Source organism: Rhizobium sp. BK418 (genome assembly GCF_004341105.1).
Lineage (GTDB): Bacteria > Pseudomonadota > Alphaproteobacteria > Rhizobiales > Rhizobiaceae > Rhizobium.
The window spans coordinates 404,145-426,211 of sequence record NZ_SLZK01000004.1 but is presented as its reverse complement, the minus strand read 5'-3'; the positions used below and the strand labels follow the sequence as shown (position 1 = coordinate 426,211).

The following is a 22,067-nucleotide window of genomic DNA, read 5'->3' as shown; positions in this document are numbered from 1 at the left end:
GGCTTCAGGCGACTTTCGATGCCGATCCGGTGGAGAAGGCCATGATGGCTTCCTGGCTGATTGGCTGATTGGGCGTCGCCAGCACTTCGCCCGCGATCCGGCCTTCGCGCATGACGAGGACGCGATCGGCGATGCCGATGATCTCCGGCAAGTCGCTCGAGATCACCACGATCGCTATGCCTGCCTGAGCGAGTTCGTCGATTATCCGGTAAATCTCGGACTTCGCCCCCACGTCGACGCCGCGTGTCGGTTCGTCGAAAATGATGACCTTGGGCTTCGTTTCGAGGAGACGAGCGATCAGTGCCTTCTGCTGGTTTCCACCCGACAGCGCGCCGACATTGATGCTTGCGCTCAATGTGCGAATGGAAAGTGATTTTATGGCACGGGCCGCACGCTCCCGGGCGGCGGCGAAATTGAGGATACCGCCGGGGCCGGCGTCTTTGCCGATAACGCCGATGTTGATGTTCTCGTTGATCGTCATATCGAGGAAAAGTCCGAGACCTTTCCTGTCTTCGGTGAGATACGCGATCCCGGCTTCCATCGCGTCGCGAGGACCACTGATGGCGAGCTCTTTGCCTTCGAGGGACACAGTGCCGGTCGTTTTATGGTCCGCACCGAAAATAAGACGCGCCAGCTCCGTCCGTCCGGATCCGACCAGACCGGCGATACCAAGGACTTCACCTGCCTTTGCATCGAATGAACACCCGAGAACCCGGCGACCGTCACCGATATCTGTCACGGAGAGGACGGTTTTGGCCCCGTGAAGCGCCGTACGGTGTTCCTTCTTGTAGAAGGTCGAGAGATCGCGACCGACCATCATGGAGACCAGTCGGTCGGCCGATAGCTGTTCACGCTCGAGCGTGCCCACGTAAGCACTGTCCCGCAGGACGCTGACGCGATCTGCGAGCGCGTAGATTTCCTCCATCCTGTGACTGATATAGATGACGGCGATGCCCCGTGCCTTGAGGCCCGCGATGACCTCGAACAGGCGCTCCGTCTCCCTTGAAGTCAGTGAAGTGGTCGGCTCGTCCATGACGATGATCTTCGCATTGGTGGTGAGTGCTCGGGCAATTTCCACCATCTGACGTTCGCCCAGCGAGAGCGTCGCCACGAGCTGCGCCGGACCGAACGTCGTGCCCAGTTGCTTGAGGATTGGCTCGGCACGGGCGCGTGCCGCAGCCTTGTCGACGACGCCATAGCGTGATGGCTCGGCACCCAGGAACATGTTCTGGGCAACCGTCAGGTTTGGGGCGAGCGACAGTTCCTGGTAAATGACCGATATGCCGTTTGCCTTGGCCTTGATCGGATCTCCCGCCACGATGGGCGTTCCCTCAACGAGTACGGCGCCGCCAGGATCCGCGACATAGGCCCCGGACAAAACCTTCATCAGGGTCGATTTGCCAGCCCCGTTCTCTCCCATCAACGCGTGGACTTCTCCCGGATAGACCGTCAGCGAAACATTGGTGAGCGCCTTTGTGCTCGCGAACGTCTTGCTGATATTACGCATCTCCAGAACGGGTACGCGCATTTCGGTGTTTGCCGCGCTCATGCGTGGAACTCCTTCCTTGGCTGCGTCGCTTCCGGTTCGTCAATCTCAGCCATCGCCTTCCACGCGTCGCGGTAGGCCTCGAGGCCAAAGAGCCCAGACGGCGCAACTTGTCTTGTTTCATTCGCGAAGGTTTTTTGACCAAGGGTGTCGAGAACAAGTGCCGCAGCCCCAAATGCACTGCCTTCAGCGGTCGGGCTGGTGAAGACCGGCTGTTCAGGACGCAGCTGTGCAAGTATCTCGGCAAAAAAGCCTGTCTTAACCAGGCCCCCGTCTATGACGATCGCGTTCTCGGATCGAATGAGATCGAGAGACAGACTGGTCATGAGAACCACGTAGAGAAGCGCAACTGCCGCCCTCTCCTCGCCTTCGACCTCCGGTCCCACGAACCGGCCTTCGAAGCCCTGCATCGGCCCGCCCGGCGCGAACGACGGCAATGCGAACACGCCTTTTGCCATCACGCGTGATAGTGCTTCGAGGCTGATCGGCTTGTTCCAGCCGCCGCTTGCAATATCGTACTCTCTGCCGCCCATGAACCGGATTGTCGGCGCTGGCCTGCCGTCGACCGTTACGTTCGCCAGCATGTCCCGATGCTCGTCCAGCGCATCGAAGGGGCACGCCGAATTGAAAATCACCACCCAAGTGCCGGTCGATACAAGGGTGAAATCCTCGAAGCCGACAGAACGATAATAGTAGAGCGCCGAATTGCTGTCGTGCACACCATTGTGGACCACGACCGAGAGTGCAGCCCCCTCGTCCGAAACGCCCTCCCAGCGGCCCAAGGCAGCCCCCGCTTTTTCGAAATCGGGCATCTTCTCACGCCATCCTCGGCTGTCGACAAGACTGCTGAAATCGCCGAGCAGGGGTGCCCACAAGTGAGAGTGGCAGCCGATATAGGAGACTTCCGAGACCTTGCGACCAGAGAATTTCCACGACCAGAACTGCGGATAGGAAAGAACAGCATCGGCGCAGTTTAGCGCCTCGGGCTTGACGGCCTCCAGCCACAGCATGTGCCGCCCGTAGTTGAAACCCAGCGGCAGCTTTGGAGAGTATGTCTCTAAGAAGGGAGGGATAGATAGCTCGATCCGATCTGCCAGCGACGGAGGAGGTTCCTGTTCATAGTCGAGGATCGGATGGACGAGGTGATCCTGCTCGACGAGCGCAAATGTGCAGCCATGACCGGAGAAGATGACGTGTCCGACCGAATGGTTTTCGACCGCACGCGTGAGCGAGGTCTTCATCCATTCGTAGAGAGCCTCGTCGTCGAGTACGCGAAAACCCTCGTACTCGACCCACAACGGCTTTGTTCGCGTTTCCGAGAGTACGGACCCGTCTGTATCGAAGATAAATAGTTTCGAATTGGTCTTGCCGAGATCGAAGACCGCGATCGCGTTTGATGGCGTCATGCCTGACCTCCCACCGTCGCGATCATTATCGTAACACCCGCATCCTCAAGCATCTTTGCTCCGACATCCGAGAGTCCGTCGTCGATGACGATCGTGCCGATACGCGAAAGCGGGAGGACGACATTGCGCGGTTGGATCGAGAGCTTGCGGCTATCTGCCAGAACGACGATTTCGTCTGCACAACTGCTCAACTCCCCAATCGCTTTCGTCAACAACGGGTGCGATTCAAGAAGCCCCTCGCTGCTGATACCCTGGGTCCCTACGAAAAATCGTGAGGCGAAGAAGTCGGGCGCGCCCGCTGACGCGTCGTGGATAATTCCCGGCTCGCGGTACAGCACCCCGCCCGCCAAAGTCAGATGGCAAGTCCCATGCTCGCCGACATATGCGGCCAGGGGCATGGAATTTGTGTAGAGGCGGACGTTGCGGCGAGCCAATTTCAGACCGAGTTGATAGCAGGTCGATCCGGCGTGCACGATAATCGAATCTCCATCCCGCACCAGCCCCGCGGCGGTTTCGGCGATCGCACGCTTGGCATCGACCGCTATGTCGCGGTTCTCGTCATAGGGACGAGCGGAAAGGCGCGCCGTGGTCGACGGCTCGTTCGCGGAAATCCCGCCGTAAACCTTCCGGGCGACCCCAATCTCGTGAAGCTTGTCGATATCCCTCCGTATCGTCGCAGGAGAGACCCCAAGTCGCTCCTGCAAATCGCGAACCGACGCAAAGGGCCGTTCGCGAAGCATCTCGGCGATCAGACGGTGGCGATCGGAATCGTTCAAAGCGGGCCTCCAACGACGCTTCTCCCTCAGCGTCTATGACGAACTATAATCATATCAGCGGAAAGATCGCAACACTAGATGAAGGGAAATCTTCATCATTGACGATCTGCAATCACATTTATAGGATCGCGCAAAAGTTCGCTCACGCCTTCACCCCGGACAAGGAGGCGACCGTCAGGGCAACAGGAGGGAGACGACATGACCAAACCGGACCTCAGGGACACCGAGCTATTCAGAGACTTCCTCCGGCTCTCCAGTCAGATCGGCAGCGATATCCTCAAGACGCAGGGCGCAGGCGGTAATACGTCCATCAAGAGCGACGGCGTCATGTGGGTAAAGGCATCGGGCACGTGGCTTTCCAGGGCGGGTGCTGAAGACATCATGGTCCCGGTTGTGGTTGATCCGCTGATCGCGGCCCTGCGCGAAGGCGATCCGCGGGCCGAGAAATCCACCGATTTCGTCGTTTCCGAATTGAATTCCAGTGGACTTCGGCCATCGATCGAGACCAGCTTTCACGCGGCGCTCAAAAATCGAGTCGTCGCACACTATCATTGCGTCAATGCGATCGCTCTGGCTGTCCTTGAGGACCGCGAGGCAGAGTTGTCTGCGCGCATGAGCGCTGTTTCCGACCTCACCTGGGCGACAATACCGTACAGGCGTCCGGGGACGCCGCTCGCCAGGGAAATCGAGAAAGCGGCCGCATCGATGCCCGATATCCTGATCCTGTTCAATCACGGCATCATCGTGTGCGGCAGCACGGTGGAGGAAGTAGCCGATCGGATCCACCGTGTCACGAAGGCGCTTTCATGTCCCTCGCGGAATAATGGTTCCCCCGACATCGATGCGCTGGAGCGGATCGCGAAGAATTCCGGTTATCACCCGGCCCGCGAATGGGAAAGCCATGCCGTGGCACTTTCGGAGGCCAATCGGAGGATCGCACTCGGCGGATCACTCTATCCGGACCACGTCATTTTCCTTGGAACCGAGATCGGTGTGCTCTCGGAGGGGCAAAGTGCTGCCGACCTCGAAGCTACGTCGCATCGGGAAGGTCGCGAAGCGCCGAAAATGCTAATCGTCCAAGACAAGGGAATACTCTTGTCGAGCACGCTCACTGCGGGTGGCGAGGTTATGGCCCGCTGCCTGGCGGAGGTAGTGAGCCGAATCCCGGAAGAGGCTTCGGTCGTGTATCTCTCGAACGACGACGAATACCAATTGACGCACTGGGAAGCGGAGCAATATCGACAGGCGCTAGACCGAGGCTCGGAAAGGCGGAACGCGTGAGCGCGGAAAAAAGTCAGGCCGCTGCAATCGGAATCGATATCGGAACGTCCGGCGCTCGGGCCTCGGCTATCGACCGTGCGGGCAACCCAGTCGGCTTCGCCTCCGCACCGTTCGCGTCGCCCGACGAGATGCGTCAGCCTGTATGCTGGTGGAACAGGGTAGAAGAGGCAGTCGAGCGTCTCGCCAAAACAACGGAGCTCAGCTCAATCGAAGGCGTCGCCGTCGACGGGACCTCCGGAACAGTTCTCTCGCTTGATCGTGCCGGCGAGCCGACGGGCCAGGCCCTCATGTACAATGATCCCTGCCCGGATGCTGCAATCGTCGACAGCATAGCAAAGGAGGCCCCGGCGGGCAGCGCGGCGGTCGGGGCAAACTCGGGACTGGCCCGGGCAATCTATTTGTCGCGCCTCGACGGCGCTCACTCAGTCGTCCATCAAGCCGACTGGATCTTGATGAAATTGGGCTGTCCAGGGCGCGTCAGCGACGAAAACAACGCGCTTAAGACTGGTTTCGATCTGGAAGTGGAACGCTGGCCGGATTGGATCGAAGTGGCGGGAATGGACGTATCCAGGTTGCCTCTCGTCTATCGCGCAGGCGAGAGGATAACACCGGTAGGAGGATTCCTCCGGAAGGTGGGCCTGCCCAGTTCAGCCTGGTTTCACGCGGGCACGACTGACGGGTGCGCTTCGTTTCTGGCTACGGGAGCGTCGACCATAGGCGACGCTGTGACTGCATTGGGGTCGACGATCGTTCTCAAATTGGCGTCGCACGCTCCTATCAACGCGCCGGAGTACGGCATATATTCGCATCGCGTCGGCCGGTTCTGGCTTGCTGGCGGCGCTTCCAACAGCGGTGGAAACGTCGTGCGCGCCTTGATCGGTGACGACCGGCTGGACGAACTCACAAAGAAGATCGATCCAGGCCGCAAACTGGGTCTCGATTTCTATCCTCTCCTCCGCCCGGGTGAACGTTTCCCGATCAACGATCCGCAATATCCACCCCGGCTTACGCCGCGACCCGCCGACGACAGTGATTTCTTTCAGGCTATCCTCGAGGGCATGACGGAGATTGAACGACTGGGATACCAGCGATTGCGCGAACTGGGGGCGCCAGCGCTCGCGAGCCTTCGAACGGTAGGCGGGGGAGCGCGCAATCAAGTGTGGACCGCAATGAGGGCCCGAGCCATGGGTATCGAGACTCTGGCCGCGAGATCGGTGGAGGCGGCTGTTGGTACGGCCGCTTTGGTTCTCTCTAGGTTGGGCAACGCCAATGCCTAAGGTCATGCCGATCACGCTGTCTCGGTTGATTCAGGGATACGACATCTTCTTCGTCGATCAATTCGGAGTTCTAAGGGATGACGCCGGCCCATACGAGGGCGCTATCGCGGCCTTGGCCGAAGTCGCGTCGGCAGGCAAAAAAATGGTCATCCTGTCGAACTCCGGCCGAAGCGGCGAATACAACGCCGAGCGCCTCGTCAAGCTCGGCTTCTCGCCGGGAAGCTTCGACTTCTTTGTCACATCCGGAGACGTGGCGTTCGACGTTCTGTCGCGGCCCGAAAACGCCCCCAGGAAAAAAGCGAGATGCCTGACGATCTCCAGTGGTGGGGACAGCAATCTTGCCGATCGTCTAGGACTGGTTCCCACGCACACCGCGTTCGACGCCGACATTGTCATTATCTCCGGCAGCGAAGCCGAACGTATACCTATGGACGACTACCGCGAAATATTGCGTCCAGCGGCGGGACGAGGCGTCCCCTGCTACTGCACCAACCCCGACATCCATAAATTGAACAATGGTTCCATTGCTCCGGGAGCAGGAAGTATTGCCAAGCTCTACGAGAGCATGGGTGGGCCGGTAACCTGGCTCGGAAAACCCTATCCAGAAATCTACGAACATGCATTGAGGCTCGTAGGCATCACCGACCGTCGCCGGGTCGTCTGCATCGGCGACAGCATCGATCACGATATTTTGGGTGCAAAGTCAGCTGGCCTGGATTCGGTTCTCGTGCGCACAGGGATTCTTGCCGACGTCAACGAAGAGCAACTTGAAGATCTCTGCGAACGGGCGCGTGCCTACCCAACGCATATCCTGCAACGATTTGGATTGCAGGCTAGCTGCGACATCTAGAGGCAACCGGATACTAACCGATTGACCCGTGTCGGGCGCCTGGATCGGCACACGGCCAATCGGCCGGTTGCATACGCTAAGGAAATGCCGTGCTGCCCGCAACAGCAATCCGTCAAACCGGATTGCACCAAAGGGTGCCCGCTGGCCTTGGTTTGCACGACCTCGATATTCGCATACGCCCCTGACAGCCATGGCTGGTCTTTCGCGAGCTCCTGGCTCTCCCATCGCTACGACCTGATGCCGGCGTCGCAACTGACGTCGGGATTCGTCTTCACCCTTCCGTTGAACTTCGTAAGGGATGATGACCCGCCCGGCGGCCATAACATCGACCTAAAGAAGTCGCGCAACCAAATCCGTTTTGGCAGACGATCTTTTGTTTTTGGAGGAATAGCTCTTAGCGGACATCCGCCAATGTCTGACGGAAACGGACGAGGGCTATCGTGAAGAAAAGCATACCGATCATCCCGAGAACGACAGCCTGTTGCCAGACCGAATCCCAACCGGCGCCGCGATAAAGGATTGCCTGCGACAACGAAACGAAATGCGGTGTGGGTGAGATTATCATCACGTATTGCAGCCAGAGCGGCATGCTGTCCATCGGGGTCGTGCTGCCGGAAAGCAGATTCATCGTGATGAGAATCGGCATCGAAATAAGGCCAAACTGCGCCATGGAACTCGAGGCTGTCGCAATCAGGATGCCGAGCCAGGTGACGGAGAACTGGTAAAGCAGTGCGCAGAAGACGAAGAGGCCGATCGAACCGGCGATCGGCACCGAAAGCAGCCGCTCGACTACGACTGTGAGCGACAACACCGCTGCGAGGACGATGACCAGGCCGTTCGCCCAGACTTTCGACATCATGATCTCCGCCGGTGTGACAGGCATGACGAGTAGGTGTTCGATCGTGCCATGCTCCCGCTCGCGGATCAGCGCCGCACCGGTCAGGATAACCGATAGCATCGTCACATTGTTGATGACCTGCATAACCGCCGTGAACCACGTCGACTGAAGATTGGGATTGAAGCGTGCGCTGACGACGAGGTTGATCGACGCCGCGGCTACTCTGTTCGGCAGCGCCGTTTCCACCTCTCGCAAGATGATATTCTGGATATAGGAGGCGCCGTTGCCGGCCTGGGACATAGCTGTCGCGTCGATATCGAGCTGCAGCGATGGCCGACGGCCGCCAATCGCGTCCTCCTCGAATTTCGGGGGGATTTCGAGGACGAAGACGAAGTGGCCCGCATTCATCGCCGCATCCACCTCATCGGCGCCGATCAGCACTGGCTCCTTGAAAAAGGGCTTCAGCATCGCATCCCGCAGCCGCATAGACAGCATCGAGCGGTCCTCGTCGATGACGGCGACCGAGGCATTCTCGACCTCCAGCTTGGCACCGGTCGAGACCGTGTAGACGGCAATCGTGAACGTGTAGACGATGAGGACCATCATCACGGGATCGGCCTTCAGGCTATAGAGTTCCTTGATACCGAGACGGAAGATCCGGTTGAGCTTGCCCCACATGTCAGGCACTCCTTTTCCTGAGTGCGACAAGCGCCGCGCCGACGTATGCGACACCGAAGCCGGCAAGGGCAACCAGGTTTGGCCAGAGTTCGGCAATGCCGAGCCCCTTAGTGATGATGCCGACGCTCAAAGGTTGATACCAGGCCGAGGGAAAGAGCAGCCCCATGAACCGCCCGCCGCCGGAGAGTGATGAAACCGGCACCATCAACCCGGAAAAATTCACTGCCGGGATGGTGGCAACAATCGCCGTCGCGAAGATCGCCGCCACCTGGCTGCGCACAAAACTCGACACGACGAGGCCGAAAGCCGTGGTTGAAAGGATATAGAGGATCGAACCGGCTGCGAGCAGGCCAACAGAGCCCTTGACGGGCACGCCAAAGACGAACCGCATCATCAGCAGGAGCATCAGGAAGCTGACGAAGGCTATCGCCACATAGGGAAGCTGCTTGCCGAGCAAGAACTCGATGCGGGTGACAGGCGTCGCCTGAAAATTGGCGATCGAGCCGGTCTCCTTCTCCTTGACGATACCGAGCGCCGTCATGATCGCCGGGATCAAGACGAGCATAAGCATGATGACGCTCGGGACGACCGCATTTGCACTCTTGAAATCCTGATTATAGCGGAAGCGGCTTTCGATATCGACGGGATAGGATGAAACGGACCGGCCGGTCCGCCGTGCCGAGGCATCGGCAAGATAGGAAGAGACGAGACCATTGACATAACCTCGCGCCGTCTCGGCACGGAACGGCATGGCCCCGTCGAGCCATACGGAGACTTCCGGCGTCTCCTGCCGCATCAGGTCGCGGCCGAAATCGGGCGGGATCTCGATCGCCACCATCAGCTCGCCGCTTTGCAACCGGTCCTGAAGTTCCCCGGATGAGGTGATCAGCGGCCGCTCCTGGAAGTAGCGCGAGCCCTGCAGGCTCTCTACCAGCTGCCGGCTTTCCGCCGACTGGTCCTGGTCGTAGACGGCAAAAGGCAAATGCTCGACATCGAAGGAAATGCCATATCCAAAAGTGATCATCAGCAGGGCTGGCCCGAGCAGTGCAAAAATGAGCCGCGCCCGGTCGCGCAGGATCTCCAGCGTCTCACGCCGCGCATAGGCCCACAGCCGGCGGAGATCGAAGCGCCGGGCGGGCCGGGCGGTCTCTCCGGCAAGCGCCATATCCCCGGCGCCGGCATCGGTGCCCTCGCCCATTCCAGCTTCGGTCAGTACCTCGATGAAGGTTTCCTCCAACGTCGCCTTGCCGCGCTCGGCGCAGAGTTCTGCCGGGCTGCCGATCGCCAGCACTTTGCCGGCATGCATCAGCGAAATGCGGTCACAGCGCTCGGCCTCATTCATGAAATGCGTCGACAGAAAAATGGTCACACCGTCGAACCGTGACAGCGTGATCAGCGAACGCCAGAAAACATCTCGAGCCACCGGATCGACGCCGGACGTCGGCTCGTCCAGGATCAGAATCTCCGGTTTGTGGATGACGGCCGCTGCGAGCTGCAGGCGCTGGCGCATGCCGAGCGGCAGATCCTCCGGCCGCTGGTCGGCGACGTCTGCAAGATCGTATTCGGCAAGCATCTCGGCAACCCGCGGCCCGATCTCACTGGGAGGCAGGGCGAAAAGACGGGCATGCAGCATCAGGTTCTGGCGTACCGTCAGCTCGCCATAGAGAGAAAAAGCCTGCGACATGTAACCGACGCGCTTGCGGGTGTCGATATCGGCGGCCTTCAGCTGTTGGCCGAACAGCCTCGCCTTGCCCTCGCTTGGCGGCAACAGCCCCGTCAACATCTTCATCGTCGTGCTCTTGCCGCTGCCGTTGGAGCCGAGAAAACCGAAAATCTCGCCTTTTGGAATCCGAAAGCTGACATGATCGACGGCAACGAAATCGCCGAAGCGGCAGGTCAGCCCTTCCGCCTCAATCGCGGGCGGCTCGTCGACGATGACGGGTGGCGTCACGGTTAGCGGGCTCAGGTTCGTCCTGCTGGCATTCGGCATCAGCACTGTGAAAGCTGCTTCGAGGGTCTTTTGACCTGCGTGCCGCATGATCTCCATGGGACTTCCGGTGGCAATCAGCTTGCCTGCGTGCAACGCGGCAAGCCAGTCGAAGCGCTTGGCCTCTTCCATGTAGGCGGTGGCGACGATGACGCTCATCTGCGGCCGCCGCTCGCGGATGCGATCGATAAGTTCCCAGAACTGGCGGCGCGAGAGCGGATCGATGCCGGTCGTCGGCTCGTCGAGGATCAGGAGATCGGGATCGTGCAGCAGCGAGGCGCAGATGCCGAGTTTCTGCTTCATGCCACCTGAGAGTTTGCCGGCCGGTCTGTCGCGGAACGGCAGGAGCCCGGTCATGCGCAGCAGCTCGTCCATGCGCTGCCGGCGCTGCTGCCCGCCCTGCCCGAAGAGGCGACCGAAGAAATCGAGGTTTTCGGCAACGCTGAGCGTCGGGTAGAGGTTGCGCCCAAGGCCCTGCGGCATGAAAGCGATGCGGCCGCAGACGGCGCGGCGATGGCGCGCTGCGGCCATCTCGGCGCCAAGCACCTCGATCTTCCCTTGCTGGATGCGGGTGATGCCCGCTGCAAGGCCGAGCAGGGTTGACTTGCCGACGCCGTCGGGTCCGATCAATCCGGCCATACAGCCGGCGGGGATGGTAAGATCGACGGCATCGAGCGCGACCTGATGACCGTAATGGTGCGTCACCGCCGTAAGGCGAACGGCGGGCTCCTTCATTGCGGCAGCTTCACTTGCAGCTCGGGCGGCCAACCTGCCGCGGAGTCAGTGCGGACATAGCCAATCCCCCTCACACCGGTCTTGACGCGCGATTCATACCCCTTGAGCAGGTCCGGCGAGATCCTGAGCTTCACCCGGAAAACCAGCTTTTCGCGCTCGTCCTGCGTCTCGACCGTCTTCGGCGTGAATTGCGCCTCCGACGCGACGAAGGAAACGGTTGCGGGGACGACATATTGCGGCGCCGGATCGAAGATGATCCGGGCTTCGTCGCCAATCGCCAGACGGCCGGCAGCACTTGCCGGCAGGAAGATTGTCATGGAAACGTCAGAGAGGTCGAGCAGCGTCGCTACCGGCGCACCGGCTGCGACCACCTCCCCGGTCTGCGCCAGCTTGTACTCGACACGGCCGCGGCGTGGTGCCTTTAGCACGGCATCATCGAGCAGCGACTGAATTCGCACGACCTCGGCTCTCGCAGCCTCGGTCGCAGCTTCCGCCTCGTCGCGGCTCGCCACTGCCGCCCGCTCGGCAGCTTCTGCGACATTGAGCTGGCTGCGCCGCAACTCGAACTGTTGCTTGGTGCCGCTGCCCGTATCGCTCATCGACTGCGCGCGCTGGAGCTCCTGGCGAGCAAGCGTCAACTCGCTCTCACGTTGTGCAATCGAGGCCGCGGCTTCGACCTGGCTCGTCTCGCTGCGGCGTACCTGTGCCTTGGCACCTGCAAGCTGGGCATCGAGATCGGCTGTATCGAGCCGGGCGATTGGGGCGCCGGCATCGATAATATCACCCTCATTGACGAGGACCTCGGCGAGGCGGCCGGCGAACTTTGCCGAAATCAGGATCTGCTGGGCTTCGATGCGGCCGTTGGACATGGAAACGTTTGCCGGCAGGCGCTGGCCCGTCATCTTGTTCCACAAGGCCTCAAAGCGGCTGGCAACGGCCGGAGCGCCATCTTGAGCCAGGAGGGGCGGACTGGAGCCGAGAACGATCGCGGCCGAAATCAAAATAGCAAGCTGTTGCCTTCTCAAGACTGGGCCTCCGATCGAATATTGCGGCTCTTGTCCATGCCGCCCTTTTACCGGCAGTTCCCGTGTCCATCCTTGACTTACGTCATGTTCGAGTATCCGCATTAGCCCGTCCCTGCGACCACATCTGCGGTGTTCGGCATTCGACCCGATGCTCGAAATCTCGTTGAACAGCTTGCCGCCAGGCGGCCTCAGGTTCGGACCATCATGGCCGATATCCGGCAACGCATCCTGCGATCCGGCAGCAAGCAGAGTGCTGGGAATTGCGGTTCATTACGATGGGTCAATGCACGCCAATGCACCATGATCAGGATCCCGTCGAACGCCGACGTTTGCGAAGAGGCCGGAGCAATCATGCCGCAGCATATATTGATCATCGACGCTCATCCTGACGGCCATAAGCGCCATTTCTGCGGCGCACTGGCCGATGCCTATGCCAAGAGTGCTGCGGATGCCGGCTATATTCTGCGCCGGCTCGATATCTCGAAACTCGATTTTCCCGTTCTGCGCTCGCGGGAAGCCTTCGAGAGCCCCAGCCCGCCCGAAGGGCTGATCGCTGCGGCGGAGGCGGTGGCATGGGCATAACACATTGTCATCGTCTTTCCGCCCCGGCTCGGCACCATGCCGGCTCTGCTCAAAGCCTTTCTCGAACAGGTCATCCGCCCTGGCATCGCCTTCGAATATCTGGCAAACGGCGGAACGAAGATGCTGCTTTCCGGCTGTTCGGCCCGCATCATCGTAACCATGAGCATGCCGACGCTTGTCTATCGCGTCTGGTTCGGTACCCATGGCGTGAAGTGCCTGAGCCAAAGCATTCTGAATTTTGCCGGCATCCGCCCCGTGCGTTACAGTTTCTCCGGCCTCATCCAGCGGACGGATGACGCGAGGCGCAGGCGCTTTCTCACGGAAGTCGAAACGTTGGGGCGTAAGGGGATTTGAGGGAGGGATGCGAAGCGCGCGCGACAACCGGCGCGTCTTCGCTCCGCTGATCGGGCCCGTTTGACGAAAATCAAGGTGGGCTGAACCGACATGCCGCCCTTATGGGGCATGAATGAGGTGGTCAAATCCACCACGACCCGGCGGGCCTCTCGCAACCCGAGGCGGAGGCGCTGTTGCGCCTGCATGATCGCAACGAATTGCCGAAACCGACGGCGCCCGGCTTCCTCGTCGTCTTCGCTTACCAGTTCCTCAGTCCGCTGATCTAAATCCTCGTCTGCGCTGCAGTCGTATCCGCCTTTGTCAGCGGTGTGAAGGACGCGGTCTTCATCACCGTCGTTCTCGTCCTCAACGGCGTGATGGGCGCTTTCCAGGAATATTCGGCCGGCAAGGCAGCCGCTGTCCTGCGCGACCTCGAACAGCCGGTCGCACAGGTGATCCGCGATGGCGCGTAGCAGGCGGTTGCCGCAGCCGCGCTCGTGCCCGGCGATCTTGTCGTACTGGGGTCCGGTGGACGCGCGCCAGCCGATCTCAAGCTTCTTGCGACTTGCAATGTGGCGAATCCTAGTGACCGGCGAATCCGCACCGGTTCACAAATCGGCAAACGGCAACGGCGCCTCACAAGTCTTTGCCGCAAGCATGATCGTGCGCGGGCGCGGTCGAGGGCTCGTCACGGCGACTGGCTCGGCCACCGAGCTGGGCACCCCGAAAGAGCCGAAGGTGACGAGTTCCGCCGTCCGCCCCGAAAACCCTGCGAGCCGATCCTCGACGCTTTGATGCTGCGGCGCGTGCTGGTTTCGACCCTTGTCATGGGACTTGGCGGCTTTTCCGTCTTCTATTGGCTGCTGCAGAACGGCTATTCCGACGCAGCCGCGCGTAACCCGCTGCTCCTGCTCTTCGTGCTGTTCGAGAACGTCCAGACCTGCAACAGCCGCTCAGAGCGCCAATCGCTGTTCAAGCAGGGGTTCGGCGGCAATCTGCCGCTTCTCATGGCCGTGCTTGCTGCACAGGCGATCCATATTTTGGCCATGCACATGCCGATCCTCAGCGGCATCCTCCTTTTACAACCTGTTTCCTTCAACGAATGGATGGCGCTTCTGACATTGGCATGCATGCTCCTCGTCGTTTCGGAGACCGACAAGTGGTGGAACGCGCGCAGGACGAGATTGCAGGCTTCGCCACCCTAAATTGACGTCGGTCAATGTCGCAGTCTCTCGGCAAAGCAAGCTGTTCTGGCGATCCAGGGAGTATCGACATGGACAATTTCGCTGAATCCGGCACTGCATCCACTAGTCAGGAGGCAAGCACTCGGCGACCTTACTGGGCTCGGTCGCCTGAGGAGCTTTTCGAGGAGCTCAAGTCGCAATCCTCCGGACTGACATCGGCGGAAACGGGAGCACGGCTGCAGGTATACGGGACAAATACCGTCAATGCCGCAAGCGGTGCCGGTGCGTTCCGCACACTGCTCAAACAATTCGTCAGTCCCCTCGTCCTGATCCTGATCTTTGCCGCCGTGGTTGCTGCAGGTGTCGGGGAGATGCATGATGCACTGATCATCAGCTGCATCGTGCTTGCAAGCAGTCTGCTCGGCTTCACCCAGGAGTATGGAGCAAGTCGCGCCGTCGAATCTCTGCGAAAAAGCATATCGCTCTCGGCGAACGTATTGCGAAACGGCGCCGAAGAGGCGGTACCCGCCGAAGCGCTCGTGCCCGGCGACGTCATTCGTCTTTCGGCAGGCAGTCTCGTCCCGGCCGATGCGGTGATTCTGACCTCCCGCGATCTGAATGTCAGCGAGGCGGCGCTGACCGGCGAAACCTTTCCGGTCGCAAAGGCGCCTGGCATCTCGCCGCCGGACGCACCGATCGGCGCCCGTCTGAACTGCGTTTTCACCGGCACGTCCGTGCGCAGCGGCACGACGACGGCTCTTGTAACGGCTACCGGAAGCCGGACCGAATTTGCGGCGATTGCCGATGCGGTCACGCGCCAATTGCCGGAGACAGAATTCTCCCGCGGCATTCGCCGCTTCGGCTATTTGATGACACGGATCATGGTGGTGATCGTCCTCGTCGTTTTCGTTGCCAATCTCCTTCTGCAGCGGCCGCTGGTCGACTCGCTGCTGTTTTCGCTGGCGCTCGCCGTCGGCCTGACGCCGGAGCTGCTGCCGGCAATCATCAGTGTCACGCTGGCGCGAGGTGCCCGGGTGATGGCTAGGCAAGGCGTCATCATTCGCCGCCTGGAGGCGATGGAAAATCTCGGCAGTATGGACCTGCTTTGCACCGACAAGACAGGGACGCTGACGGAAGGAACAATCCAGCTCAGCGGGTGCGTCGACATTGACGGGGAGGCGTCCGGCCGGGTGCGGCTGCTCGCGTCCCTCAATGCCCGCCTGCAGACTGGCCTGAAAAACCCTCTCGACGATGCGATCCTTGCATCGGGTCATGCCACGGACGAGATGGCGCACTATCGCAAGGTAGACGAAATTCCCTACGACTTTGCCCGCAAGCGACTTTCCGTCGTCACTGAAGGGGAAGAAGGGACCGACCTCATCTGCAAGGGCGCCGTCACCAATGTCCTCGCCGCCTGCACATTGGCCAAGGCCGGCGCAATGACACGACCGCTTGACGCGCCGTTGCGCGACGCCATCGACAAACGGTACCAAAAATGGAGCGAGGACGGCATCCGGGTGATCGCCATCGCCACCCGCCGTTTCCCATCAAAAAAAACAGGGTTCGGTAAGAAGGACGAGGTCGGACTTTGCCTGGAGGGTTTCCTGTTGTTCCTCGATCCGCCAAAAGCTGGCGTTGAGGAGATTCTTACAGGCTTGAAGCGCCGCGGCATCCACATCAAGATCGTTTCCGGCGACAATCGTTACGTCGTCCGGCATCTGGCTGAGACCATCGGCCTGAAATCGACCCATCTCCTGACCGGGAGCGAAATCGCCACCATGAGCACTGATGCGCTTTTTGCCCGGGCGCAGAAGACCGATCTTTTCGTCGAGATCGATCCCAATCAGAAGGAGCGCATCATAAAGGCGCTGCGGCGCGCTCGCCATGTGGTCGGCTATCTCGGCGATGGCATCAATGATGCACCGGCGCTGCACGAGGCCGATGTCGGCATATCCGTCGACAGCGCCGTCGATGTCGCCCGCGAGGCGGCCGATATCGTGCTCTTGCGCCGTGACCTGGACGTGTTGGCGCGCGGTATTGACGACGGCAGACGTACTTTCGCCAATACCCTGAAATACATCTCGATCGCCACCAGTGCCAATTTCGGCAACATGACGAGCATGGCGGTCGCCTCTCTTTTCTTGCCCTTCCTGCCGCTGCTCGCCAAACAGATCCTGCTCAACAATCTTCTGGCCGACGTGCCCTCCATGGCAATTGCCACGGACCGCGTCGAACATGCCGACGTGCTGCGCCCGCAGCGATGGAATATTGCCGCTATCGAGCGCTTCATGCTCTGCTTCGGCCCGATCAGCTCGCTCTTCGATTTCCTGACCATCGGTTTTCTGATGCTCCTCATGAGGGCGACGACCGACGAGTTTCGCACCGGCTGGTTCGTGGAATCCTTGATCACGCAACTTGCAACCATGCTGATCGTGCGCACCGCTGCCGCAAGCTGGAAGAGCCGGCCAAGCCGGCTGCTCTTTGGCACGACGATATCCGTCGGCATTGTTGCCATTGCCCTGCCTTACCTGCCATTCGCCGGTGCTTTCGGGTTCGTACCCCTTCCGCCGCTCCTGCTCAGCGGCCTCATCGGCATTTCACTCGCCTTCGCCGTCATCCTCGAAATTGCCAAGCGCTTTTTCTTCCACCGGCGCAGCGACAAACAGGCCTCGGCGCGACGGGCCAGTGGCCATAGGTCACCGACAGCATGAAGCCGATCCCTGCAGGTATCCATTGCAGCCACTCAAAGATCAGCATTTGGATGGCTTGGAGAAGCTGGCTAGGCCCGCCATCCGCAAGGACGGAATCCTGATCTCGTGGCGTTGGGTGCCCGCCGCAATGCGCTGTTGACTGGCCTGTCGAAGACCACATCGTCACTCCTCTTCTGCTCAAGAGAAATCCGGCGGAGCGAATCCTAAAGACTGGTACTGGTATGAACAAGCCTCGAACAACGGCGGCCAAGCCCGAGATCGCCGGCCGCGCAGGACTGACAACGGTGTCATGGAAACCCGTCGCATCGACCGACAGTCAAGCCTAGGCAATCCTCGTTCAGGTGGATTGCGCGGCACGCCTGTTCAATTCGCTTGACCGATCCCCTTTCTTGAACGTGATCTCGATCCCGAGCGCTTCATCGTCGAGTGGGCGTTGGAGGCTCCTCGCAGGGCTCCCTTGGAGAGCGCAATTCAAATCTCCGGTTGACGGACCGGGCCATTAAAAAAGCAGGAATTGTGTCAGGCCATTCGGCACGATTCGAGGAGCGCGTCGCTCAATCAGCACGAGTGTTGCGCGAACTGTTGCGGGAAGGCCGACGCCAGTTCCCTGTGGGCGCCCCGGTGCTCGGTCTTAGCATCACCGCAAGCCAAGTGCTCATCAATACACTCGGCCAAATCGGATGCGCTTTGCGCGCAAGTTATCGGAAGACGGTTGCTGGCGCGCGGCCAAGGAAGCGTTAGGCCCGGCCGAGGCCAAGGGCGAGGAGGGAAAGATTGCGGTAATCGGCCCGGCACAAGACCCGCAACTCATGTGCACACGGCGAGCGCTACTATTGCTCAACGGAGCGATCGTCGGAACGGCACTTTCGCAGTTTCATACGCGGTGCAGGCAACAAGTATTGCCAGTTTGCCCACAACGTCGGCCGATTTGTGTCGGCGGCGCAGAGGGTGCTAGGTCAACCCTGCAAAAGAGGGTCTCGCCGCGATAATTAAGCGAATGTGAACGACTTTCTGACCCAGAGACCATTACTTCTTGATTTAGCTCAAGGCGAGGCATTTGCACCGGATCATCATCATGTTTCCGTTTGATGGTGCTTTGGACCGAGCTATGCCTAGAAGAGAGACCAACCGGCTGGGCGGGCCATCCGCCTATGCGATCCCGTCCTTGAATGAAGTTGACGGGAGATTGCTTGTTACTCGCGTTGTGGCAGCCGTGTCGCTTGAGAGGCTTCTCAGGCAATATGACGCACGGCGCCGGGCTCTTTATCTGGCAGCGCTGCGACGAGCAATCGAAAGAAAAGCTAGACACGCAAAGTTCACAGATGCTGAAGCCGCGGCGACATCGAAATACGCTGATTGTCTCCTGGAGGAAACGATTGCGCGGACCAGCAGAAACTCTTCCACCGGCGACAACCGCTAATGGGGTAACAGGGACGTCGGGTTAGATGCAGATCTTCGGTTAGAGCATCAAGGGCGAACATCCAGCTGATCGATTGCCGAGAAATATAAGGTGATTTAGATGAACGTTGAACGAATGTCCTACCAAGAGTGTATCGCCCTCGTAAAACGGCAATGGCTTGCACGTCTCGCCTGTTCGGACGACAACATCCCGTATGTCATCCCCGTCCAGTATTCCTACTTTGACGACAGGCTTTATGTTTTCACTCTGCCGGGTAAGAAGCTGGAGATCATGAGACGTAACCCTAATGTCTGCCTTGAGGTCGATCAACTGAAAAGCAGGCATTCCTGGAGTAGCGTCGTTATCGACTCGCGTTTCACAGATCTCAGCGGGGAGGCGTCAAGTGAAGAAAAGGATCGAGCGTGGGCATTGCTTTCAAAGCGCAGCGATTGGTGGCAGCCGGGCGCCCTGAAACCAGGCGGCAAGTCTGCAGGCGACAACCCGAATACGCACATCTTCTTCGCGCTGGAAATTATTGATCTGAGCGGACGAAAGGCTCAAGGCTAGCGTGTCAACCTGGCGCAAATGGCAAAGCAGTGATCATATGGAGTTCAGCCGTGTCGAAAGCAAAGAGTCCCAGATCTACTCAGCTCACAGAGGTGAAAGAGCCATCAACCGTAGAAATTCTTGGTCAGCTCCTGATCCTTGAGACAGTGGCAGCGAGCGCAACGACCAGACTGCTGCGCTTCCACGACAGCGATGAAAAGCCACAACTGATCCGTCAAATTCTCGACGAAATCGACGACAATTGCCGCAGGAAAGGGCTTCGTCTTCGCGATGTATTGGACGCGCAAGAGTTTGCCAAGAACTTAATTTGCGACGCCCAAGCCGAAGCAGATCGTCTCGACAGTATAAAACACGCGCACCTCAAGCGCAGCCAACATTAGAATTATCAAAAGGTTAAGCCAAAGCGAATAGGTCCCATGACAGAGCCCGCTGTTGTAAAGGAGCGGCGAGACGGTCGGCGTCACCCATAAAGCACGACGAAAGGCGGAGCTCAGCACTTTCGGATTGGCAGTCTCAGAAGGTCGCGTCGAACCGCGCCGCGATTTGAAAGACATCCATCAGAAGCGTTTGCGATCCCCGGATGGACAGCATGCCGCTACGGCTGCAATACGCGATGGTAATCTCACCCACACCGCATTTCGTTTCATTCTCGGAGGCAAAGTTCTATCACGGCGCCGGTTGGGATGCGGTCTGGCAACAGACTGTCGTTCTCGGGATGATCGGCATGCTTTTCTTCATGATAGCTCTTGTTCCGGTTCCGCCGCGCGCTGACTGATGCCCGAAAGGTGCCACTGCGCAGATAAAAGATCGCCGGCCGACACGGATTTGGCGGCCGACTTGCTCTAGGTCAATGTTCTGGCCGCCCGGCGCGTCATCATCCCTACCAAGTTCAACTGAAGGGGTGAAGATCATGACGGGCAAGATGATGAAGGCGGCGGTCGTGCGCGAATTCGGTCGGCCGCTGGCGATCGAGTGCGTGCCGGTGCCGGTTCCCGGTCCAGGCGAAATCCTGGTGAAGGTCGTGGCCTGCGGCGTCTGCCACACGGACCTGCACGCGGCGGACGGTGACTGGCCGGTGAAGCCCAAACCGCCGTTTATTCCCGGACACGAAGCTGCCGGTATCGTCGCAGCGCTTGGTCCCGGCGTCACTGAATTCAAGGAAGGCGATCCCGTCGGCGTCGCATGGCTGCATGACGCCTGCCTTCGGTGTGAATACTGCGAGACCGGATGGGAGACCCTTTGCGAGCATCAGCATAACACCGGTTACAGCTGCAACGGCGGCTTTGCCGAATATGTGATCGCATCCGCGGCCTTCGCTGCCCGACTGCCGAACAGAACTGATTTTGCGGAGATTGCACCAATTCTCTGCGCAGGCGTGACGACCTACAAAGGCTTGAGAGAAACAGAGGCACGTCCAGGCGAATGGGTGGCTGTGTCGGGGGTTGGCGGCCTCGGTCACGTCGCGATCCAGTATGCAAAGGCTATGGGATTTAAGGTTGTCGCCCTCGACATTTCGGCTGCCAAGCTCGATCTTGCTCGCCAGGTCGGCGCCGATCTCGCGCTCAACGCTTTGGCCGAAGAGACGGTCGAAAAGGTTGTGAAGACCACAAGCGGCGGAGCACACGGCGTCCTGGTCACGGCCGTTTCGCCGCCCGCCTTTTCACAAGCGTTGCGCCTGGTTCGGAGAAAGGGCACCATAAGTCTTGTCGGCCTGCCGCCGGGCGATTTTGCAACGCCGATATTCGAGGTCGTGCTGAAGCGGATCACAGTGCGCGGCTCCATCGTCGGAACTCGTCGGGATCTGGACGAGGCGCTTGCCTTCGCAGCCGACGGCAGGGTGCGAGCCGACATCAGGAAAGCACCGCTTGATGACATCAACACCATCTTCGCTGCTCTGAAAGAGGGGGCAATCGAGGGCCGAATGGTTCTCGACATTGGCGGCGCAGCCCCGGCAGAGACGAAGCGACGGGATGAAGGCGCTACCGTTTGACCCAGGCCGCGGGGACTTGCCACATCTTGTCTAAAGGAGACAAGCCGATGAATGTTCGATCCGTCATGACCTCCGCGCCAATCATGGTTGCGCCCTCTACCTCGGTTCTGGACGCCGCGAAGCTCATGCTGGACAACCGCATCAGCGGCCTTCCGGTAGTTGATGAGAAGGGCGGGGTCGTCGGCGTCGTCAGCGACGGGGATTTCCTGCGCCGCGGCGAACTCGAGACTGAGCGCAGCCGCCCCTGGCTGCTCGACTGGCTGACAAGCCCCCGTAAATTGGCCGATGAATATGTTCATGCGCACGGTCGGTGCATTGAAGAGGTCATGTCGTCAACCCCCGTGACGATTCCGCCGGAGGCTACAATTTCCGACGCCGTTTCATTGATGGAAAAGCACGATATCAAAAGGCTCCCTGTGATCTCGGGCGGCCATCTTGTCGGGATCCTGTCCCGTTCGGATTTGTTGCGGGCGCTTTCGCAGTTGCTGCCGAAGACATTCGTCGACTTCGGCGATACGGAACTTCAGGCGGCCGTCGAGGCGGCTCTCTCAAGTCGGAGCTGGACCGCCAATGGCTTCATCCGCTGTCACGTGAAGGACGGGGTTGCGCAATTGTCTGGTACGATTTTCGATGAGCGCGAACGCCTCGCAGCCAAGGTTCTTATCGAGAATATCAAAGGCATCAAATGGTCGACGTTTTGTCGTGGATCGAGCCGCACCTCGGGATGTTATTCCTCCGCCTGGCCGTCGATCCGAAGATACGTGAGGTGATCACGATGACAGGCGCCGAAATGGAGACTGCGTAGCCGGCGGCATCAAAACGGACGCGCGCTTACGAGAGCAACGAGCGATCGCGCGTACCGCCTCTTTTTCTCCGACAGCTTGCAGTGCCGGTCGGAACGA

Annotated in this window: 19 protein-coding genes and 1 pseudogene; 14 read left to right on the top strand and 6 right to left on the bottom strand. The window is 59.8% G+C overall.

What is annotated here, in order from left to right; all coding sequences use genetic code 11:
• Positions 1 to 4 precede the first annotated feature (4 nt).
• The 3 genes from EV281_RS18885 to EV281_RS18875 all read right to left on the bottom strand — a co-directional run bounded on the left by EV281_RS18885 (position 5) and on the right by EV281_RS18875 (position 3,728).
• A complete protein-coding gene (locus tag EV281_RS18885; protein WP_132655056.1) occupies positions 5 to 1,549 on the bottom strand; it encodes a sugar ABC transporter ATP-binding protein in 1,545 nt (514 codons plus the stop codon).
• Positions 1,546 to 2,787, bottom strand: coding sequence for a carbohydrate kinase (locus tag EV281_RS18880; RefSeq protein ID WP_312862158.1), 1,242 nt, complete (start codon positions 2,785 to 2,787; stop codon positions 1,546 to 1,548). The genes EV281_RS18885 and EV281_RS18880 overlap by 4 nt, the downstream gene beginning before the upstream one ends.
• Positions 2,788 to 2,948: 161 nt before the next feature.
• Complete coding sequence (locus EV281_RS18875) at positions 2,949 to 3,728, bottom strand: DeoR/GlpR family DNA-binding transcription regulator (protein ID WP_132655052.1); 780 nt, start codon at positions 3,726 to 3,728, stop codon at positions 2,949 to 2,951.
• 198 nt (positions 3,729 to 3,926) lie between these two features.
• Here EV281_RS18875 and EV281_RS18870 point away from each other — a divergent pair, with 198 nt between their 5' ends.
• Genes EV281_RS18870 through EV281_RS18860 form a run of 3 tightly spaced genes read left to right on the top strand, consistent with a single transcriptional unit; the run spans position 3,927 to position 7,136 of the window.
• Complete coding sequence (locus tag EV281_RS18870; protein WP_132655050.1) at positions 3,927 to 5,009, top strand: class II aldolase/adducin family protein; 1,083 nt, start codon at positions 3,927 to 3,929, stop codon at positions 5,007 to 5,009.
• On the top strand, positions 5,006 to 6,286 hold the full coding sequence (locus EV281_RS18865) for an FGGY-family carbohydrate kinase (RefSeq protein ID WP_132655048.1): 1,281 nt from the start codon (positions 5,006 to 5,008) through the stop codon (positions 6,284 to 6,286). The genes EV281_RS18870 and EV281_RS18865 overlap by 4 nt, the downstream gene beginning before the upstream one ends.
• Complete coding sequence (locus tag EV281_RS18860; protein WP_132655046.1) at positions 6,279 to 7,136, top strand: TIGR01459 family HAD-type hydrolase; 858 nt, start codon at positions 6,279 to 6,281, stop codon at positions 7,134 to 7,136. The genes EV281_RS18865 and EV281_RS18860 overlap by 8 nt, the downstream gene beginning before the upstream one ends.
• Before the next feature lie 394 nt (positions 7,137 to 7,530).
• Here EV281_RS18860 and EV281_RS18850 read toward each other — a convergent pair whose 3' ends face one another.
• Genes EV281_RS18850 through EV281_RS18840 form a run of 3 tightly spaced genes read right to left on the bottom strand, consistent with a single transcriptional unit; the run spans position 7,531 to position 12,399 of the window.
• Entirely contained in the window at positions 7,531 to 8,652 is a 1,122-nt protein-coding gene (locus EV281_RS18850) for an ABC transporter permease (RefSeq protein WP_132655443.1), read from the bottom strand.
• A gap of 1 nt (position 8,653) precedes the next feature.
• Complete coding sequence (rbbA, locus tag EV281_RS18845; RefSeq protein ID WP_132655044.1) at positions 8,654 to 11,374, bottom strand: ribosome-associated ATPase/putative transporter RbbA; 2,721 nt, start codon at positions 11,372 to 11,374, stop codon at positions 8,654 to 8,656.
• A complete protein-coding gene (locus tag EV281_RS18840) occupies positions 11,371 to 12,399 on the bottom strand; it encodes an HlyD family efflux transporter periplasmic adaptor subunit (RefSeq protein ID WP_245508306.1) in 1,029 nt (342 codons plus the stop codon). The genes rbbA and EV281_RS18840 overlap by 4 nt, the downstream gene beginning before the upstream one ends.
• Before the next feature lie 204 nt (positions 12,400 to 12,603).
• Between EV281_RS18840 and EV281_RS18835 the strand changes: the two are divergent.
• From EV281_RS18835 to EV281_RS18800, 11 genes and pseudogenes are all read left to right on the top strand, one after another.
• Positions 12,604 to 13,335, top strand: a pseudogene (locus tag EV281_RS18835) (NAD(P)H-dependent oxidoreductase).
• 173 nt (positions 13,336 to 13,508) lie between these two features.
• Positions 13,509 to 13,601 carry a hypothetical protein gene (locus tag EV281_RS31710; protein WP_245508305.1) on the top strand — a complete coding sequence of 31 codons (93 nt, stop codon included), beginning with the start codon at positions 13,509 to 13,511 and terminating at the stop codon, positions 13,599 to 13,601.
• Between the two features lie 42 nt (positions 13,602 to 13,643).
• Positions 13,644 to 13,787, top strand: a complete 144-nt coding sequence (locus EV281_RS31705; protein WP_245508304.1) for a hypothetical protein — start codon at positions 13,644 to 13,646, stop codon at positions 13,785 to 13,787.
• A gap of 112 nt (positions 13,788 to 13,899) precedes the next feature.
• Entirely contained in the window at positions 13,900 to 14,109 is a 210-nt protein-coding gene (locus tag EV281_RS31700; protein WP_245508322.1) for a hypothetical protein, read from the top strand.
• Positions 14,094 to 14,519: a cation-translocating P-type ATPase C-terminal domain-containing protein gene (locus tag EV281_RS31695; RefSeq protein WP_245508321.1), complete on the top strand. Its 426-nt coding sequence runs from the start codon at positions 14,094 to 14,096 to the stop codon at positions 14,517 to 14,519. The genes EV281_RS31700 and EV281_RS31695 overlap by 16 nt, the downstream gene beginning before the upstream one ends.
• 68 nt (positions 14,520 to 14,587) lie before the next feature.
• Positions 14,588 to 17,209 (top strand): magnesium-translocating P-type ATPase, encoded by a 2,622-nt coding sequence (gene mgtA / locus EV281_RS18825; RefSeq protein ID WP_132655042.1) that lies wholly within the window; start codon positions 14,588 to 14,590, stop codon positions 17,207 to 17,209.
• Positions 17,210 to 18,728: 1,519 nt separating this feature from the next.
• Positions 18,729 to 19,175 carry a pyridoxamine 5'-phosphate oxidase family protein gene (locus EV281_RS18820; protein ID WP_132655040.1) on the top strand — a complete coding sequence of 149 codons (447 nt, stop codon included), beginning with the start codon at positions 18,729 to 18,731 and terminating at the stop codon, positions 19,173 to 19,175.
• A gap of 50 nt (positions 19,176 to 19,225) precedes the next feature.
• Complete coding sequence (locus EV281_RS18815; protein WP_132655038.1) at positions 19,226 to 19,555, top strand: hypothetical protein; 330 nt, start codon at positions 19,226 to 19,228, stop codon at positions 19,553 to 19,555.
• A 209-nt stretch (positions 19,556 to 19,764) separates the two neighbouring features.
• A complete protein-coding gene (locus EV281_RS18810) occupies positions 19,765 to 19,950 on the top strand; it encodes a hypothetical protein (protein WP_132655036.1) in 186 nt (61 codons plus the stop codon).
• A gap of 135 nt (positions 19,951 to 20,085) precedes the next feature.
• The gene (gene adhP, locus EV281_RS18805; RefSeq protein WP_184327556.1) at positions 20,086 to 21,165 is read left to right on the top strand and encodes an alcohol dehydrogenase AdhP; all 1,080 of its coding nucleotides are present in this window, start codon (positions 20,086 to 20,088) and stop codon (positions 21,163 to 21,165) included.
• Positions 21,162 to 21,935, top strand: coding sequence for a CBS domain-containing protein (locus EV281_RS18800; RefSeq protein WP_312862157.1), 774 nt, complete (start codon positions 21,162 to 21,164; stop codon positions 21,933 to 21,935). Before adhP ends, EV281_RS18800 begins: the two co-directional genes overlap by 4 nt.
• The last annotated feature ends 132 nt before the right edge of the window (positions 21,936 to 22,067 follow it).